The following is a 16,656-nucleotide window of genomic DNA, read 5'->3' on the forward strand; positions in this document are numbered from 1 at the left end:
AGGAATTCCCATGAGCACAGACCAACCGATCCGTTGGGGCATCATCGGCCCGGGTGCCATCGCCCGCACCTTCGCGGACGGTATCGCCCATTCGCGCACCGGAAAGCTCGTTGCCATCGCCACCCGCAATCCGGAAAAGCCGGGGCTTGTCGAAAACTTCCCAGGCGCCCGGATCGTCAAAGGCTATGAAGCGCTGCTGACGGATGCAGAGATCGACGCGATCTATATCGCGACCCCTCATACCGGCCATGCTGAATGGGCGATCAAGGCGATCCGGTCAGGCAAGCACGTTCTCGTCGAGAAGCCAATTGCGCTGTCCGCGTTCGATGCCGAAGCGATCTATCATGAAGCCAAAAAGGCTGGCGTCTTCGCCGGGGAAGCCTTCATGTATCGGGTTCACCCGCAGACCGCCAAGATCGTCGAACTGGTCAAGAGCGGCGTCATTGGCACTGTACGGATCATCCGTTCGAGCTTTGGTTTCAACATGGGCTCGTTCAAACCCGAACACCGTCTCTTTTCCAATGATACCGCCGGTGGCGGCATCCTCGACGTCGGCGGCTATCCGGTCTCCATGGCGCGGTTGATTGCGGGTGCTGCCGAGGGCAAACCGTTCCTCGAACCGGACAAGGTCTCCGGTGTCGGTCATCTCGGTCAGTCGGGTGTCGATGAATGGGCCTCCGCGGTCCTGAAATTTCCGAACGGCGTTATCGCCGAAGTGTCCTGCTCCATCATGGCGCAACAGGACAACACGCTGCGCATCATCGGTTCGGAGGGTCGCATCGAGGTCAAGGACTTCTGGTTTGCCTCCGGTCACAAGGGCGGCGTCGGTCGGATCGAGATCTTCAAGGGCAGCGAGCAGCAGACCGTCGAGGTCAAGGAAGACCGCTGGCTCTATTCATTTGAAGTAGACGCAGCCGGCGATGCAATCGGCGCCGGCGAAAAGGAATTCCGCGCACCCGGCATGGGCTGGAGCGATTCCATCGGAAACCTGCGCGTTCTCGACCAATGGCGCGCCTCGATCGGCCTGGAATATGGCGTCGAGAAGTCAGACAGGCGGACCACGAACCTTGCAGGCGGTATCGTTCGGCGCGGCAGCAGTATACCACAGCGGCAGATTCCCGGCATTTCCAAGCCTGCTTCGGTCGTCACTCTCGGCTTCGAGTTCTTCCCGAATTTCGCTGCCGCGTCGCTGACCCTCGACGCCTTCTACGAGGCAGGCGGCAACGTCTTCGACACGGCCTTCGTCTATGGAGGTGGCAAGACGGAGAGCATATTTGGTGACTGGCATACGAGCCGGAATGTTCCGCGCGACGAGATCGTGCTGATCGGGAAGGGCGTTCACTCCCCACTTTGCTACCCCGATGTGATCGGCAAGCAGCTCGACCAGTCGTTGAACCGCCTGAAGACCGATTACGTCGACATCTACTTCATGCATCGCGACAACACCGATATTCCGGTCGGCGAGTTTGTCGACGCCATGGACGCGGAAGTCAGGCGCGGTCGGATCCGTGGCATCTTCGGCGGTTCAAACTGGACGCGAGAGCGCATGGATGAAGCCGCAGCCTACGCCGCCAAGAACGGCAAGACGGCGCCGGCTGCCCTATCCAACAACTTCTCGCTTGCCGAAATGCTTGATCCGATCTGGGCTGGATGCGTGGCGGCCTCAGACGACGACTGGAAGAAATGGCTGAACGCAAAGCAGATCCCGAACTTCGCCTGGTCGAGCCAGGGCCGCGGCTTCTTTACCGACCGTGCGGGCCGCGGCAAGCACGACGATGAAGAAATCGTCCGTTGCTGGTATTCGGATCGCAACTTCGACCGCCGGGACAGGGCCATCGAGCTGGCAACCAAGCTCGGCCGCAGCCCGATCCATATCGCGCTCGCCTATGTGATCGCCCAGCCTTTCCCGGTCATTCCCCTGATCGGGCCGCGCACTATCGCCGAACTGGAAGACAGCCTCTCGGCGCTCGACATCAAGCTCACACCAGAACAGGTGAGGTGGCTGGAAGGCTGAGCCGACAGCAACAATCGCCCGGGTCTGCCTAACACCAGTCCCGGGCGCATGACCTGCCGAGACAGCATGGGGAGCACGCAGCGCTGGAGCGGGGCGCCATCGGGGCGTATAGTGGAACGCTTTAGGCCTCCCACGGCCTCACCCTGATTGCCAAAGAAGGGGAGCAAACCATGCTAAGGCTGGCACTGATCACCGCGCCAATGGCGCTCGTGACCTTCACCGCTCTGGCTCAAGAGCCTGTTGTGGGTAACTGGAAGACACAAGTCGGCACCACCGCGACAATCGACGAATGCGCCCAAGGCTACTGCATTACCATGAAAACTGGCAATAATGCGGGAAGGCGCATAGGATCATTCAAAGGCAGTAACGGCAATTTCACCGGCAGCATCATCGAGCCCGAGAGCAAGAAGACATTCACTGGCGTACTGACCCTGAGCGGCGACACCGTGCGCATGCGCGGCTGCACGATGAAGGTGATCTGCGTCTCGCTTGTCTGGACGCGATTGTGATAGGCAATCCGAACTGGTGCCGGCTCTCGTGAGCCGTCAGTTGTTTCGCCTCACCTCATCGATAACCTGCCGGTATTCCTCCGCGATCGAGATTGCCGCTTTTGCAACCAACGGATTGACTGATTTGCGATCAATAGCATCAGAGCAGGCTTCGAATACGCCGCGCAGCTCGCTCTCGATCCAGAAGAGTTCCGGGTAGTGCTCCACCAGAACCTGCGGGAGAAATTTTGCTTTCTCTCTCATGGACTTGGAGCAGACCAGAATGTCCGGATCTGCAGTGGTCGCATCGAGAATCGCTGCTTCAAGCTGACCAGTGGCGCTGACGATATCGGTAACCAAAGCCGTCATTTTTCCCTCCTGACAAAGGAACCCCGGCAAAGGTCATGCATACGCCGTGCCAAACTGGTGCCGGGCGGCCTTACGGCTGCAGAAAGACGCCCTTGGCAGCGTTCGATGCCGAAGTGTTGATCTGACGTGCCGTTTCCCCGATCCCGCCGCGAACTAGTTTCTGTCACAACTGGTGGCAGGCTACGCAGGGGTGGATGCAATGAAAACGCTTCGAAAAATGATGTGCCTGGGAATAGTGCTTGCCGTAGCGGGTGTCGCAACGGCGTGTTCGACGAGCTCGGAGGCTCCCAGAACGACGGGGTCAGTCGGCTATGGCGCTCACAATGCCGACTTTGCACTGCGGCCAGCGTGCAGTGGCGGATTTGGCAACGATCGGCCCTGCAGTTACTGAAGCAGGCGAAACGTTGGCCAAGCGTATCCCGCTGGCTATCGGGCACGATGGCTATTGGCTGGCGGCTGCCTGTGTGATCCCGCCCAGAATGCGGCTTGGCAGAAAAATGATCAGCGATGCAGCGCCTTCGATCACCGATGCGCCGTCGGCAAGCATTGTCTGCCCGGCGGGGGGCTCGTCATCTCTGATAAGACCACGCATCAAAGTATCGTTGTTGACCATGTCCATCAGCGTCGGTGAACTCGCAAAGACGCTGTGTGTGCCGCCATCAACAGCAGAGGCATCGATGACCGCGATCTCTCTCGCCTGAAGGACGGCGAGCTCGGAGCCACTGCCGACGCGCGGACGGCCGCCTGCCAATCGCCGGGAAAACCCGAGCGCGCGATCACGGCGCGAGACGATGATTGTAAACGGTCTCGGTATGTCACCAATGTCGTCAAGCTGGCTGAGGAACACGTCGACATCGATATCGGGCGCAGCAAGAACCACGCCACCCAGCCGCTTCAATGCATTGGTGCGCCCCCTGAGGGCAAGATCGCGCAGGGCCTCGGTGACGACATAGGCGCCCATGGAATGACCAACCAGGATTATTCTCTTCGCATTGGTTTCGGCTGCGATCTCGATTGTTTCGGCAAGGCCACGCCGGCCAACAAGGGCGCTGTCACGATCGAAGACGTAGAGCGGAACCGACGCGCCTGACGGCCAGGCGTAATGCAAAGAGACCGACTTGACATCGAAGTCGTAGCTGATCTGGGCGTTTCGAAAGACGCTGTCGGCGAAGTTGTTGTTGTAACCGTGGACGAAGATGAAGATCTCACGGTTTTCGGGCGCCTTCTGCGCCAGCGCCGCATTAAGCCGTCGGATGAAGTCCTCTCGCCCGGCAATTGGCTGATAGGTCCTTGCCGAAAAGTGCCTTCTCGGATCGGGGGTCCTGCCACTTTTCTCGACGCGGCCGGCAACATGGTTTTGCGGGATCCCAACGTCGATTTCTGCAAAATTCAACGTTTTCGACCGCTCAGCCGAGTATGGCAGGGAGAGATTATTGGATCGGGCGCGGTTGGTCGCGACATAGATCGGAACGATGGCTCGCGGTTCTGCGCCTGATGATGATGCGACGGGGAGGCCAAGGACCGCACGCGGTCCGCCACAACCGACGAGAGCCAACAGGATGACGACAATGACCGACAAACGGATTGAGGACACGGGTGCGACCTAATCTTCTGCCAAGCTAATCAAAACGGTCAACAACAAAGACAAGCGGTCCGGTGGCTCCCTGTGGCAACATGCATGATCCGAAGCACGCCATTGTTCTAAGCTATCCGCAGCAGTTGCGGTAGATAAATTCCAGTCCTGCGCGAAGTATTCAATTTGCCGTCGAGCTCCGCTATCATCGGGCGGCATCCGGAAACTCTATCACTATTCAAGGGGCGAGCATGCAGGAAGCGGGCGGTGGTCGCATGATCGGTTCGATAGCAACCGGTATCTTGGTGCTTGCTTTGCTTTATGTCGCCCAATCGATCTTTGCGCCCCTGATCTTTTCGCTCTTTGTCATAGCCCTGGTCTGGCCATGCCAGGCCGCCCTGCAGCGCTGGCTTCCCAAGCTCGTCGCCCTCCTGATAACGCTTATCGTCACAATGACCGTTATCGTCGCGATCGGGTCTGCGGTAGCGTGGGGGTTTGGCAAGCTCGCGCAATGGCTGTTCGTCAATGCTGACCGTTTCCAGGCAGTCTATGTCGACTGGACAAATTGGCTGGAGGAGCGGGGCCTTGCGGTCGCTGGTCCCCTGGCCGACCGTTTCGATGTTGCCTGGCTGGTTGGTTTCGTGCAGGGAATGGCCGGCCGCTTGAACAGCTTCGCCGGCTTCGCGCTGCTGGTCTTCATTTTCGTCATGCTCGGCCTCCTCGAGGTCGAAGACTTCAACAAACGCCTTGTCTCTCCCGCAGCGCAACCTCACGGAATGCGTATCCTGACTGCCAATCGCGTGATTGGTGCCAAGCTGCGTCGCTTCATGACCGTGCGGACGTTTGCCAGTATCCTGACCGGACTGGTGGTCTGGCTGTTTGCGCTGGGTGCAGGGCTTGAACTTGCCACCGCTTGGGGCGCGATCGCATTCGCGCTCAACTACATCCCCTTCCTCGGAGCGTTTGTCGCAACCGCGCTCCCAACCCTGTTTGCCATTGCCCAATTCGAGAAATGGCAATCCGTGGTCTTGATCTTCGCAAGTCTGAACGTGATCCAGTTCATCATCGGGAGCTATCTGGAGCCGCGCCTTACCGGCGCGTCGCTGGCAATATCCCCCTTCGCCGTCATTTTCGCTGTCTTCTTCTGGAGCTTCATGTGGGGCATCTCCGGTGCCTTCATCGGCGTGCCTATTCTGATCGCCTTCATCGTCTATTGCGCAGGCACGCCATCTGGAAAGTGGATCGCGACGCTGCTGTCGGGCGGTACAAACGCACACCCGGATCACGGCGTGATGAAGCAGGATCTGTAGCACATCGAGTGCCTTCCAGAGGCTCGCTGAAGTCCAACCAATATCGCGTTCGTCAAGCCTCAGATATGGGTTGCGTGACCCTCACCCCGCGCTTGACCAGCTGCGATGATGTGCTTTCAGTTTGAGCCAGCGGCAAGACGGAGTTTTCTGGCGCGTCGCAGCGACGCAGAGCGCCGGTGACGGAACCGGTGGCTCCCCGGCCAATGGGTTGCCTTGAGCATTGTTCGCCCTACGCGGGTTGGCCCGCCTTTTCTGCCACCATGACAATAATCTTGTGAAAGATCCGAGACTAGGGCACAATTTATAAATGCACCTGAGGTGCGCAACTATCTCAAATCCGGCCATCACGCGCTGGGTGACAGTTTGCGTGGGAGGGTCGCGTCGATGGGTCAGGGGTTTTTTCTTCTGTTCGCGACGGTGTGCGTGATTGCGGCACTCATTGTGGTCGTGGCGCGCAATCCCGTTCACAGCGCATTGGCGTTGATGGTCTGCTTCCTGCAGATCTCGGCAATCTTCATCCTGCTTGAAGCACCGTTGCCCGCCGTCATCCAGATATTCGTCTATGTCGGCGCGATCATGGTCCTCTTCCTGTTCGTGATCATGATGATCGATGTACGCGAAGCCGTGTTGCAGCGGTTCTTGCCGGGCCCCAACCTGCCCGCTCTTGTGCTGCTGGTCCTGCTTGGGATCGAGATGCTTGCGCTGGTGCTCTGGAGCAGCCGCTTTTCGGTTGCGTTGCCCCCCGCAATATCAAGCGACGACTCGGTCAGGCAACTTAGCACGGCACTTTTCGCCGACTATCTCCTGCCGTTTGAAACAGCCTCCGTCATCCTGCTGGCCGCCCTGGTCGGCGCCATCGTGCTGGCGAGAAAGGACGAGCGATAATGGTTCCGCTCTCCTGGTTCATCCTGCTCGGAGTGGTCGTCTTCGTGATTGGGGCGGCCGGCGTCTTGCTGAGACGCAATATCCTGGTCGTGCTGATGTCGCTGGAGCTGCTGCTCAACTCGGTCAACATCAACTTCATCGCATTTGGGCGCCAGCATGGTGATTTCCGCGGCCAGGTTTTCGCGATCTTCGTCATCGCGATCACCGCGGCGGAAGTTGCAGTCGCCCTTGGCATCCTGGTCGCCTTTGTGAGGAACAAATCCACTCTCAAGGTCGACGATGTGACGATGATGAAAGGATAGCGGTTTGGACCCGGTGACATCGATCCGGCCCCTGCTTGCCATCGCCATACCAGGTCTGGCGGCCCTTTCGATTCTCCTTTTGAACAACCGTGAGAAACTCCGCGACGCCGTCTCGCCGATCGCCGCGGTCGCCATGTTTGCGATTGTCGCCTCGATGGCGCCAACAGTGCTTTCCGGCCAGACAATCGACTTGCGCCTGTTCGAGGTCCTGCCGGGGATTGACTTTGCCTTCCGGGTCGACGCGCTCGGCATGGTGTTTGCCACCGTCTCATCGCTGCTATGGATCGCGGCGGCGATCTATTCCATCGGCTACATGCGACATTTGAAGGAGCACGCGCAGACCCGGTTCTTCGCCTGCTTCGCCAGCAGCCTTGCGGCCGCCGCCGGCGGCGCCTTCGCGGCCAATCTGTTCACACTGGTGATATTCTACGAGGTGCTCAGCCTCGTTACCTACCCGCTCGTCTATCACCACGAGGACGAAGCGGCATGGACTGGCAGCCGCAAATACCTCGTCTATCTGATGGGCGCCTCGAAGAGCGCACTTCTGGCCGCTCTGGCCCTGACCTACTCGATTGCGGGATCGCTCGACTTTGTGGCGGGTGGTCTGCTGGCGGGGGTTAATGCTACTGCAGCGCTGCTGACGGTGGTCTACTTCTGCTATCTCTTCGGCTTCGCCAAGGCTGCGGTGATGCCGATGCACGCCTGGCTGCCAGCCGCGATGGTGGCGCCGACACCTGTCAGCGCGCTCCTGCATGCCGTGGCCGTCGTCAAGATGGGCGTCTTTTGCGTATTGCGGGTGGTTTTTCATGTCTTCGGCACCGGGCTGATGGGCAGTCTGCATCTCGGCATCGCCACGGCCTATCTGGTCTCGTTCACGATCCTGATGGCGTCTGTCTACGCGCTCACGCGGGACGACCTGAAGGCGAGGCTCGCCTATTCGACGGTCAGCCAACTCTCCTATATCGTGCTCGGCGCGGTTCTGCTGTCGCCGGTCGCCATGGTCGGCGGCATCGTCCACATTGCGGCGCATGCCTTCTCCAAGATCACCCTGTTTTTCTGCGCCGGGTCGATCTATTGCGCGTCGGGGAAGCGCAACATCAGCGACATGGCCGGGATCGGCCGCCGGCTGCCCTGGACGATGGGGGCGTTCTTCGTCGGGTCGCTGAGCATGATCGGGGCGCCCCCGACCGCCGGTTTCGTCAGCAAATGGTATCTGACGCTGGGCTCTATGGAGGCGGGGGATGTTGCCTTCCTGATCGTGCTTTTGGTGAGTTCGGTTCTGAACGCCGCCTATTTCCTGCCAGTGACCTATCTCGCCTTCTTCAGGACGGAGGCGGAGGGAAGCCCGGAAACGGTCCGGGAAATTCCGATGATGACGATCCCGTTGGTCGCAACCGCGATCCTGTCTGTCTCGATGGGTGTCTTTCCCAACTATTTCCTCGCTCTGGCGGAAGGAGTTGTCAGATGATCAAGCGCGTGGTCGATTTCCTTGGCGAGGAGAGATATGCCAGCCAGCGACGCCGGCTGTTCTACCTTGCGCTTGTTCTGATCGTCATCGCGGACTTTCTGGTCCCGCGCGAACACGCAGAATACCTCTGGGACCGCCTGCCGGGCTGGTCGGCCGTCTACGGATTCGTATCCTGTGTACTGCTGATCTTCGTTTCCAAGTTCCTCGGCCATCAGGGTGGGCTCATGCGGCGCGAGGACTATTATGATTGACTTCGCCCATCCCGCCCTGCTGTTCGTTCTTGGTGCCGTGCCGATCCCTTTCCTTAAGGATCCGATCCGCAGGATCTATCTGGTGCTGGTCCCGCTGCTGGGCCTGCTTGCAGTGGTCACAATGCAGCCGGGCAGCTATGGGGCGACGCAGTTCCTGGGGCAGGACATCCTGATTGCCAGGGTCGACAAGCTCAGCATCGTCTTCGCGACGGTTTTTGCGATCATGGCTCTGATCGGAACGGTCTACGCCCTGCACCTGTCTCACCCCGGCCAGCACGTCGCGGCGTTCGTCTACGTCGGCAGCTCGCTTGGCGTGGTGTTCGCCGGCGACTACCTGACCCTCTACCTGTTCTGGGAAATCATGGCGTTTGCTTCCGCCTATCTGGTCTTCGCACAGGGCGGTCAGCGAGCCATCGGTGCCGGTTTCCGGTACCTCATGGTCCATGTCACGGGGGGCGTCGTCCTGCTTGGCGGTATCATTCTCCATGGACATTCAACAGGATCGCTCCTCTTCGGACCGATCGGGGAAATGGGCACCGGGACTTACCTGATCCTTGCAGGGTTCCTGCTCAACGCTGCCGTACCACCGCTCAACGCCTGGCTGACAGATGCCTATCCCGAGGCGACCGTGACGGGAGCGGTGTTCATGAGCGCCTTCACCACGAAGACCGCGGTCTATGTGCTCGCCCGTGCCTTTCCGGGAACCGAGCTTCTTGTCTGGCTTGGCACCGCGATGGCGCTTTACGGCGTCGTCTATGCGGTCCTGGAAAACGACTGCCGGCGCCTCCTGGCCTATCACATCGTCAGTCAAGTGGGCTACATGGTGGCCGGCATCGGGATCGGAACCGAAATGGCGGTTAACGGGGCCACTAGTCATGCCTTCGCGCACATCCTCTACAAGTCCCTACTGTTCATGGGCGCCGGGGCGGTGATCCATGTTACGGGCAGGCGCAAGCTGACCGAACTCGGCGGGCTCTACAAGAGCATGCCGGTAACCGTTGCACTCTACATGATCGGTGCTTTCGCGATCTCGGCATTTCCATTCTTCTCGGGCTTCGTAACCAAGTCGATGGTGATTGCCGCTGCGGGCGAGGATCATCGGGCGCTCGTGGTGCTGGCCCTGACCATGGCGTCCTCCGGCACTTTCCTGCACACCGGGCTCAAGCTTCCCTATTACATGTTTTTCGGGACGGACCGAAGGCTTCAGGCGCGGGAGCCGCCAGCAAACATGCTGGTGGCAATGGCCATGGCGGCGGTGCTCTGCATCGCGATCGGGGTTTTTCCGCAGCCGCTCTACGCGCTCCTGCCATACCCGGTCGACTTCGAACCCTATACGGGCTCCCACGTCACCGAGACCCTCGGCATACTGATGTTTACCGCCCTGGGTTTTATACTGTTCCTCAGGGCGCTCGACCCCGAGAATACGATCAGCCTCGACACCGACTGGTTCTATCGCAAGGGCGCGCGGGCATTCATGTGGTTCGCCGAAAAGCCGCTCGCGCGCTACGAGCAGGCGGTGAGCAACGTATCGGAGACAGTGGCGCTGCCCCTCCTCTACCACGCGGCGCGGGCAGGACTGCGGATCGATGTCGTCGCCGTGGATGGCGTCGTGAACGCCGTCGCCCACTCGATCCTGCGCGGTGGCGGGGCGCTGCGGCGGCTCCAGACGGGCGTCGTGACCCATTACGCACTGGCGATGATTGTCGGTGTGATCGCAGCCACCGTCATTCTCGCCGTGGCGTGGCGATAGGGGGCGTTCATGGGGTTGCCGCTGCTCAGCCTCATCGTATTCACGCCCGCCATCGGGGCAGGGGTGTTGATGCTTCTGCGCAGCGAAGGTGCGATCAGATGGACAGCACTGGGCGTCGCCATCCTCGATCTCGTCCTCTGCATCATCATGCTTGCGCGTTTTGACACCACGACGCACGCGATGCAGTTCAGCGAAAGACACCTCTGGGTGCCCGCGCTTGGGATCAGCTATGCGCTGGGCGTGGACGGGATCAGCGCGCTTTTCGTATTCCTGAGCGCGCTCCTTGGCGCGATCTGCGTGCTCGCCTCATGGGTCGCGATTGACCGGAGGGTGAAAGCGTTCATGGTCAGCCTGCTAGCCATGCAGGCGCTGATGCTCGGAGTGTTCTGCGCGCTCGACCTGTTCCTGTTCTATGTCTTTTGGGAAGCGATGCTGATCCCGATGTACCTCATCATCGGCGTCTGGGGTGGCGAGGGCCGGGTCTATGCGGCATTCAAGTTCTTCCTCTACACCTTGGCCGGCAGCGTCCTCTTCCTGATCGGCGTCATCGTGCTCTATTTCAATGGCGGCGAGACCTTCGACATCCTCGCGCTGACAGCGCAGGAATTGCCGTTCCGGATCCAGTCGTGGCTGTTCTTCGCCTTCCTGGTCGCCTTTGCAGTCAAGGTACCCATGGTTCCGCTCCACACGTGGCTGCCGGACGCCCATGTCCAGGCCCCGACGGCAGGCAGCATCATCCTTGCCGGCGTGCTCCTGAAGATGGGCGCCTACGGTTTCCTCAGGTTCTCTCTGCCGATGCTACCGGAAGCGTCGGCCCATTATTCCACGCTGATGCTGGCGCTTTCGGCCCTTGCGATCGTCTACGGCGGACTGCTTGCGCTGGCGCAGGATGATCTCAAGAAACTGGTCGCCTATTCAAGCATCAGTCACATGGGCTTCGTGACGATGGGGATATTTACGCTGAACCTGCGCGGGCTCGAGGGCGCCATCCTCCAGATGTTCAATCACGGCGTAACGACGGGCGCGCTGTTCCTGTTCGTCGGCCTGATCTACGAGCGGACGCATACGCGCAGCATCGCGGATTATGGCGGGTTGATGAAGGCAGCGCCTGTCTATACCGCGTTTTTCCTGCTGTTCACGCTGTCGTCGATGGCGCTCCCGGGAACGAATTCCTTCGTGGGCGAACTGCTCGTGCTGTCAGCTGGCTTTGCGGCCAACCTAGTTGTCGGTGCGGCAGCCGTCTTTGGCGCCTTGCTGGGCGCGGCCTACCTGCTCGGCATGTATGGGAAAGTTGCGCTCGGTCCGGCAAAGATCAGTGCGAAGTTCAAGATACGCGATGTCAACACCCGCGAGATGGCGGCGATCCTGCCGCTGGCGCTCTTCGTGCTCTGGGTCGGCTTTTATCCAAAGCCCTTTCTCGGCATCATCGACGCCTCGGTGAAGCAGCTCATGCTACATGTGCACGGTGAGGGGAGTGTCCAATGACTGCTGCCGCGCTCTTGCAGTCGATTGTAGCAAGCCTGCCCGAAATCGTGGTCGTCACCGGGGCCTGCATCCTCCTCATCCTCGGACAGCTTGTCCGGAAAAGGCAGGAGCATTTCCTTCTTTCGGCATCGGTCGCGGTGATCCTGACGGCCGCTGTCCTGACGATCATGCTCGCCGGCGAGGTGCGCCCCGCTTACACGGGCATGTTCATCGCCGACCGTTTTTCGGTCTTTTTCAAGATGGTCTTTTATCTGGCCACCGTTCTGACACTCCTCCTTTCCAGAAAATATGCGGAGATCGAAGGCATAGCGAACAGCGAATATCATGTCCTGTTGCTCCTTGCGCTTTCAGGAATGATGATCATGGCCTCGGCGATCGATCTCCTGTCGATCTATGTTGGGCTCGAACTGATGGCGCTTTGCACCTATGTTCTGACCGGCTTCCTGCGCAAAGAACGGCGGTCGAACGAAGCAGCGCTGAAATATGTGATCCTTGGCTCGGCCTCGACCGGGATTTTCCTTTATGGCGTCTCGCTGGTCTACGGGCTGACCGGCACGACGCAACTGGATGGGGTCGCTGCGGCTGTGACCGGTGTCCGGCCCGATCCCGGATTGTTGCTTGCTGTCGTCTTCATTGTCGCGGGGCTTGTCTTCAAGGTCGGCGCGGTTCCGTTCCACATGTGGTTGCCGGACGCCTATGAAGGGGCGCCGACAACCATCACCGCCTTCATGTCTGTCGGACCGAAAGCGGCGGGTTTTGCAGTGATCCTGCGTGTGTTTCTCAACCCGCTGGTCGCAGCCTCAAATGCCTGGATCATCGTCGCTGTCATCGCTGTCGCGACGATGGCGCTCGGCAGTTTCTCAGCGCTGGTGCAGGATAATTTCAAGCGCCTGCTCGCCTATTCCAGCATTGCCCATGCCGGCTTCGCCCTATTCGGCGTGGTTGCCGGCGGCACAGATGGGATCGCCAGCGTGATGCTCTACCTGCTGATCTACTCGTTCATGAATCTCGGCATTTTCGGCACCATCATCATGATGCGCAACGGCAATTTCTCGGGCGAGACTATCGATGACTATGCAGGTCTTTCCAAGTCGCATCCCGGGCTGGCACTTTTGATGCTACTCTACCTGTTTTCACTGGCAGGCATTCCACCGACGGCCGGGTTCTTCGCCAAGTTCTACGTGCTTGTCGCGCTGGTCGAGCAAGGGTTCGTCATACTGGCGGTGACCGCAGTGCTGCTCAGTGTTGTGGCGGCCTATTTCTATATCCGCATCGCCATGCTGATCTACATGCGCGAACCCAAAAGGGTGTTTTCCCCCGCACTGTCTCCCTTGTTGCGCGCCACGCTTGCTTTTACCGCCGCCGGCACCATAGGAATTGGCCTGTTTCCGGCATGGTTTCTGAGGCTTGCCCAGCACTCGGTATTTGGCGGCTGATCTATTGAATTTGCAATGATCCACCCGACGGAATACACTGACAATTCTAGAAAGGATTGCCAAAGTCGCTCCCTTTGCGACCGCACCTCCGGTTCCGAACTGGCGCCGGCGGCGGCCTGAAAAGAACCCTCGGTGGGCGACCGCAGCAATGCGATATGGCTATGACTGCAATGGAATTCCTGCCAGTCCTCGTCATGGTCGCCGGAGTTGCTCTGGTGACGGGAGCAACGCTTTTTGTCTCGTCACTGCTACGGCCATCCAATCCCTATCCTGCAAAGAACGTGGCCTATGAATGCGGCATGGACCCGGCCGGGGAGGCCGCCGGCGGCCGTTTCAGGGTGCAGTTCTTCATGCTGGCGATCCTGCTGGTGGTCTTCGACGTCGAGACGATGTTTCTCTTTCCCTGGGCCGTCGTCCTGAAGGACATCGGTCTGGTCGCCTATGTCGAGATGTTCGTGTTCATGTTGCTGCTGATCGTGGGTTTCGCCTACGCCTGGCTGAAGGGAGCGCTGGAATGGGAGGCGTAGGCGATGCGATCCGCGACAGCGTGCTGTTCACGACTGCCGACAGCATCATCGGCTGGAGCCGACGCTCGGCGCTGTGGCCAGAGACCTTCGGCATTGCCTGCTGCGCCATCGAGATGATCTCGGCAGGATGCGCGCGTTACGACCTCGACCGGTTCGGTGTGGTGTTCCGGCCTTCGCCGCGCCAATCCGACGTGATGATCATCGCCGGTACCGTGACCCGGAAATTCGCTCCCGTCGTGCGCCGGCTTTATGACCAGATGCCGGAGCCGCGCTGGGTGATCGCGATGGGCACCTGCGCGATCTCGGGCGGGGTCTACAATACCTATGCGGTGGTGCAGGGATCGGAAACCTTCGTGCCGGTGGACGTGCACGTTCCCGGCTGCCCGCCTCGGCCCGAGGCGCTGATGCACGGTTTCCTGCTGCTTCAGGAGAAGATCAAGAAATCCCGCGCGCTGGCCGGGACGCCTCTCGATCGGATTGCAGTCTCATGAGCGTCAAGTCGTCTTTCAATCCCGCTCTGGTCATCGAACATTTCAACGCCGCAATCGAGGATCTCGGCGCCAGGCATGGCATTCATGCCTTTGCCGTTCCACCGGAAATGATCGTTGAGTTCTGCCGATTTCTGAAACAGCACCCGGCGCTGCAGTTCAATTTCCTGTCCGATATCTGCGGCGTCGATCATTACCCCGAGCTGCCACGCTATGAGGCCGTGTACCACCTCTATTCGCTGGAGAACAAATGGCGCGTGCGCATCAAGTGCCGCCTTAGTGAACTGCCAAGCGTTCCGTCGGTGACGGGCATCTGGCGGACGGCCAATTGGCATGAGCGCGAAGCCTGGGACATGTACGGCATCAAGTTCGAGGGCCATCCCGATCTGCGCCGGATCTACATGTGGGAAGGCTTCGAGGGCTTTCCCCAGCGCAAGGATTTCCCCTTGAGGGGCTACAAGGACAAACTGAATCCCTTCGGTGCCGAAGGTCCGCCGCCGACGCAGCCGGACATTGCCACCAGGGACATCCCATAAGGAGGCCGTTCTACGCCGGAGGGTTGAGATGACCGAAGTCACCGAGCTCAGCAGGCCGCAAGGCGAAGCGCTCCACACCAAGGAAGTGCTTCTCAATCTCGGCCCGCAGCACCCCAGCACTCACGGGGTGCTCCGGCTCGTTCTCGAACTGGACGGCGAGTATGTCGAGCGCGTGGACCCGCATATCGGCTACCTCCATCGCGGCACGGAAAAGCTCGCCGAGAGCTTCACCTACACCCAGATTTTCCCGCTGACGGACCGGCTCGACTATCTCTGTCCGCCGTCGAACAACCTGGCCTTCGCGCTGGCGGTGGAGAAGCTCCTCGGCATCGAAGCGCCGATCCGCGCTCAGTATATCCGCGTGATGATGGCCGAACTGGCAAGGATTTCCGGTCATCTTCTGATCACGGGTGCGCTGCCAATGGATCTCGGCGCAATGACTGCGCTGCTCTACGTCATGCGTGAGCGCGAAATGATCATGGACTTGCTGGAGATGGTTACCGGTGCGCGCATGCACACGTCCTTTTGCAGGGTTGGCGGAGTGCGCGAGGATCTGCCCGACGGCTTCCTGCCCAAGATCAGGGAGTTCTGCGACATCTTCCCGAACCGGATCCGCGACTATGAGCGATTGCTCGAAGATAACAGGGTCTTCCTCAAGCGCACGAAGGGGATCGGCGTGATCTCCGGCGAAGATGCGGTCGATCTTGGTCTGAGTGGCCCGAACCTGCGGGCCTCAGGTGTCGACTGGGATATCCGCCGCGACGAGCCCTACGAGATTTATGAAAGGCTCGCCTTCAACGTCATCACCCGCAACGAGGGCGATTGCTATGCGCGCTGGCGGTGCCGCGTTGACGAGATGCGCGAAAGCATCGCGATCATCGAACAATGCCTCGAGCAGATGCCGGACGGGCCATTCCAGATCGACATGCCGACGATCGCGTTCCCGGTGGACAAGGAACGCGTGCATTGTTCGATGGAGGCCCTGATCCAGCATTTCGACCTGTCGGCCTACGGCTTTGACGTACCCAGGGGCGAGGTCTATTCGGCGATCGAGGCGCCAAAGGGTGAATTGGGCTTCTACATTATCAGCGATGGGTCGCCGAAACCGTTCCGCATGAAAGTGCGCGCCCCGTCCTTCGTCAATCTTCAGGGGCTCTTCGGGGTGACCAACGCACACTACCTGGCCGACATGATAGCCGTGCTGGGTAGCCTCGACCCGGTGATGGCGGAGGTGGACAAGTAACTGGAGATCTGGATGCAATGAGCATGCGCGAAAAAATAGAAGCAGCGGCAGCGCGGTATCCGAACCAGCGCTCAGCGATCATGCCCGCGCTTCTGATCGCGCAGAAAGAACATGGTTATCTGCCAGGCCCCGTGCTCGAGGAGGTCGCCGACATCCTCGGCGTCGAGCGGATCTGGGTTTACGAGCTGGCGACTTTTTACACGCTCTTCCATACCGAACCGATTGGCCTGTTCCACCTGCAGCTCTGTGACAATGTTTCCTGCATGCTGTGCGGCTCGGAGAATCTGCTGAAACATCTCGAAACCGTGCTGCAGATCAAAAAGGGAGAAACGACCCCGGACGGGCTGTTCACGCTTTCGACCGTGGAATGCCTCGGGGCCTGCGAGATGGCTCCAGTGATGCAGGTTGGCGACGACTACCATGGCAAGCTGGATGACGCGCGGGTGAATCAACTGCTCGACAGTCTGCGGGCAGGAGTGTCGCGAGCGGCAGGCATTGAGCCCGCTTCGGCGCGGCCGCCGGGAGAGTAAA

Annotated in this window: 17 protein-coding genes; 15 read left to right on the top strand and 2 right to left on the bottom strand. The window is 59.9% G+C overall.

Annotated elements, in window-relative coordinates:
* Positions 1 to 10: 10 nt before the first annotated feature.
* Positions 11 to 2,014, top strand: coding sequence for an aldo/keto reductase (locus tag C934_RS0104665; protein WP_018855540.1), 2,004 nt, complete (start codon positions 11 to 13; stop codon positions 2,012 to 2,014).
* Positions 2,015 to 2,184: 170 nt separating this feature from the next.
* Entirely contained in the window at positions 2,185 to 2,523 is a 339-nt protein-coding gene (locus tag C934_RS0104670; protein WP_018855541.1) for a DUF2147 domain-containing protein, read from the top strand.
* Positions 2,524 to 2,559: 36 nt separating this feature from the next.
* Here the strand turns inward: C934_RS0104670 and C934_RS0104675 are convergent, their stop codons facing one another.
* Positions 2,560 to 2,871, bottom strand: coding sequence for a hypothetical protein (locus tag C934_RS0104675; protein WP_018855542.1), 312 nt, complete (start codon positions 2,869 to 2,871; stop codon positions 2,560 to 2,562).
* A 442-nt stretch (positions 2,872 to 3,313) separates the two neighbouring features.
* Positions 3,314 to 4,465: an alpha/beta hydrolase gene (locus C934_RS0104680; RefSeq protein ID WP_026371557.1), complete on the bottom strand. Its 1,152-nt coding sequence runs from the start codon at positions 4,463 to 4,465 to the stop codon at positions 3,314 to 3,316.
* 230 nt (positions 4,466 to 4,695) lie between these two features.
* Between C934_RS0104680 and C934_RS0104685 the strand changes: the two genes are divergently transcribed.
* The 13 genes from C934_RS0104685 to nuoE all read left to right on the top strand — a co-directional run bounded on the left by C934_RS0104685 (position 4,696) and on the right by nuoE (position 16,655).
* The gene (locus C934_RS0104685; protein ID WP_018855544.1) at positions 4,696 to 5,754 is read left to right on the top strand and encodes an AI-2E family transporter; all 1,059 of its coding nucleotides are present in this window, start codon (positions 4,696 to 4,698) and stop codon (positions 5,752 to 5,754) included.
* A 384-nt stretch (positions 5,755 to 6,138) separates the two neighbouring features.
* Positions 6,139 to 6,639 carry an NADH-quinone oxidoreductase subunit J family protein gene (locus tag C934_RS0104690; RefSeq protein WP_018855545.1) on the top strand — a complete coding sequence of 167 codons (501 nt, stop codon included), beginning with the start codon at positions 6,139 to 6,141 and terminating at the stop codon, positions 6,637 to 6,639.
* Positions 6,639 to 6,941 carry an NADH-quinone oxidoreductase subunit NuoK gene (nuoK, locus tag C934_RS0104695; RefSeq protein ID WP_018855546.1) on the top strand — a complete coding sequence of 101 codons (303 nt, stop codon included), beginning with the start codon at positions 6,639 to 6,641 and terminating at the stop codon, positions 6,939 to 6,941. Before C934_RS0104690 ends, nuoK begins: the two co-directional genes overlap by 1 nt.
* Positions 6,942 to 6,945: 4 nt before the next feature.
* Positions 6,946 to 8,409, top strand: coding sequence for a monovalent cation/H+ antiporter subunit D family protein (locus tag C934_RS0104700; protein ID WP_018855547.1), 1,464 nt, complete (start codon positions 6,946 to 6,948; stop codon positions 8,407 to 8,409).
* Positions 8,406 to 8,660 (top strand): hypothetical protein, encoded by a 255-nt coding sequence (locus tag C934_RS0104705; RefSeq protein ID WP_018855548.1) that lies wholly within the window; start codon positions 8,406 to 8,408, stop codon positions 8,658 to 8,660. Before C934_RS0104700 ends, C934_RS0104705 begins: the two co-directional genes overlap by 4 nt.
* The gene (locus C934_RS0104710) at positions 8,653 to 10,410 is read left to right on the top strand and encodes a Na(+)/H(+) antiporter subunit D (protein WP_018855549.1); all 1,758 of its coding nucleotides are present in this window, start codon (positions 8,653 to 8,655) and stop codon (positions 10,408 to 10,410) included. Before C934_RS0104705 ends, C934_RS0104710 begins: the two co-directional genes overlap by 8 nt.
* Positions 10,411 to 10,419: 9 nt before the next feature.
* A complete protein-coding gene (locus tag C934_RS0104715) occupies positions 10,420 to 11,895 on the top strand; it encodes an NADH-quinone oxidoreductase subunit M (RefSeq protein ID WP_018855550.1) in 1,476 nt (491 codons plus the stop codon).
* Positions 11,892 to 13,331 carry an NADH-quinone oxidoreductase subunit N gene (locus C934_RS0104720; RefSeq protein WP_018855551.1) on the top strand — a complete coding sequence of 480 codons (1,440 nt, stop codon included), beginning with the start codon at positions 11,892 to 11,894 and terminating at the stop codon, positions 13,329 to 13,331. The genes C934_RS0104715 and C934_RS0104720 overlap by 4 nt, the downstream gene beginning before the upstream one ends.
* 161 nt (positions 13,332 to 13,492) lie before the next feature.
* Positions 13,493 to 13,858, top strand: a complete 366-nt coding sequence (locus tag C934_RS0104725; protein WP_018855552.1) for an NADH-quinone oxidoreductase subunit A — start codon at positions 13,493 to 13,495, stop codon at positions 13,856 to 13,858.
* Entirely contained in the window at positions 13,846 to 14,349 is a 504-nt protein-coding gene (locus C934_RS0104730) for a NuoB/complex I 20 kDa subunit family protein (protein WP_018855553.1), read from the top strand. The genes C934_RS0104725 and C934_RS0104730 overlap by 13 nt, the downstream gene beginning before the upstream one ends.
* Positions 14,346 to 14,882, top strand: a complete 537-nt coding sequence (locus tag C934_RS0104735) for an NADH-quinone oxidoreductase subunit C (RefSeq protein ID WP_018855554.1) — start codon at positions 14,346 to 14,348, stop codon at positions 14,880 to 14,882. Before C934_RS0104730 ends, C934_RS0104735 begins: the two co-directional genes overlap by 4 nt.
* Positions 14,883 to 14,910: 28 nt before the next feature.
* Positions 14,911 to 16,125, top strand: coding sequence for an NADH dehydrogenase (quinone) subunit D (gene nuoD, locus C934_RS0104740; RefSeq protein ID WP_018855555.1), 1,215 nt, complete (start codon positions 14,911 to 14,913; stop codon positions 16,123 to 16,125).
* A gap of 17 nt (positions 16,126 to 16,142) precedes the next feature.
* Positions 16,143 to 16,655 (top strand): NADH-quinone oxidoreductase subunit NuoE, encoded by a 513-nt coding sequence (gene nuoE, locus C934_RS0104745; protein WP_018855556.1) that lies wholly within the window; start codon positions 16,143 to 16,145, stop codon positions 16,653 to 16,655.
* Position 16,656 lies beyond the last annotated feature (1 nt).

Origin of the sequence: Rhizobium sp. 42MFCr.1 (genome assembly GCF_000377185.1) — a bacterium.
Lineage (GTDB): Bacteria > Pseudomonadota > Alphaproteobacteria > Rhizobiales > Rhizobiaceae > Rhizobium > Rhizobium altiplani.

Coding starts and splice junctions, on each gene's coding strand:
- C934_RS0104665 (WP_018855540.1), top strand. CDS start 11: ATGAGCACAGACCAACCGATCCGTTGGGGCATCATCGGCCCGGGTGCC.
- C934_RS0104670 (WP_018855541.1), top strand. CDS start 2,185: ATGCTAAGGCTGGCACTGATCACCGCGCCAATGGCGCTCGTGACCTTC.
- C934_RS0104675 (WP_018855542.1), bottom strand. CDS start 2,871: ATGACGGCTTTGGTTACCGATATCGTCAGCGCCACTGGTCAGCTTGAA.
- C934_RS0104685 (WP_018855544.1), top strand. CDS start 4,696: ATGCAGGAAGCGGGCGGTGGTCGCATGATCGGTTCGATAGCAACCGGT.
- C934_RS0104690 (WP_018855545.1), top strand. CDS start 6,139: ATGGGTCAGGGGTTTTTTCTTCTGTTCGCGACGGTGTGCGTGATTGCG.
- nuoK (WP_018855546.1), top strand. CDS start 6,639: ATGGTTCCGCTCTCCTGGTTCATCCTGCTCGGAGTGGTCGTCTTCGTG.
- C934_RS0104705 (WP_018855548.1), top strand. CDS start 8,406: ATGATCAAGCGCGTGGTCGATTTCCTTGGCGAGGAGAGATATGCCAGC.
- C934_RS0104710 (WP_018855549.1), top strand. CDS start 8,653: ATGATTGACTTCGCCCATCCCGCCCTGCTGTTCGTTCTTGGTGCCGTG.
- C934_RS0104715 (WP_018855550.1), top strand. CDS start 10,420: ATGGGGTTGCCGCTGCTCAGCCTCATCGTATTCACGCCCGCCATCGGG.
- C934_RS0104720 (WP_018855551.1), top strand. CDS start 11,892: ATGACTGCTGCCGCGCTCTTGCAGTCGATTGTAGCAAGCCTGCCCGAA.
- C934_RS0104725 (WP_018855552.1), top strand. CDS start 13,493: ATGACTGCAATGGAATTCCTGCCAGTCCTCGTCATGGTCGCCGGAGTT.
- C934_RS0104730 (WP_018855553.1), top strand. CDS start 13,846: ATGGGAGGCGTAGGCGATGCGATCCGCGACAGCGTGCTGTTCACGACT.
- C934_RS0104735 (WP_018855554.1), top strand. CDS start 14,346: ATGAGCGTCAAGTCGTCTTTCAATCCCGCTCTGGTCATCGAACATTTC.
- nuoD (WP_018855555.1), top strand. CDS start 14,911: ATGACCGAAGTCACCGAGCTCAGCAGGCCGCAAGGCGAAGCGCTCCAC.
- nuoE (WP_018855556.1), top strand. CDS start 16,143: ATGAGCATGCGCGAAAAAATAGAAGCAGCGGCAGCGCGGTATCCGAAC.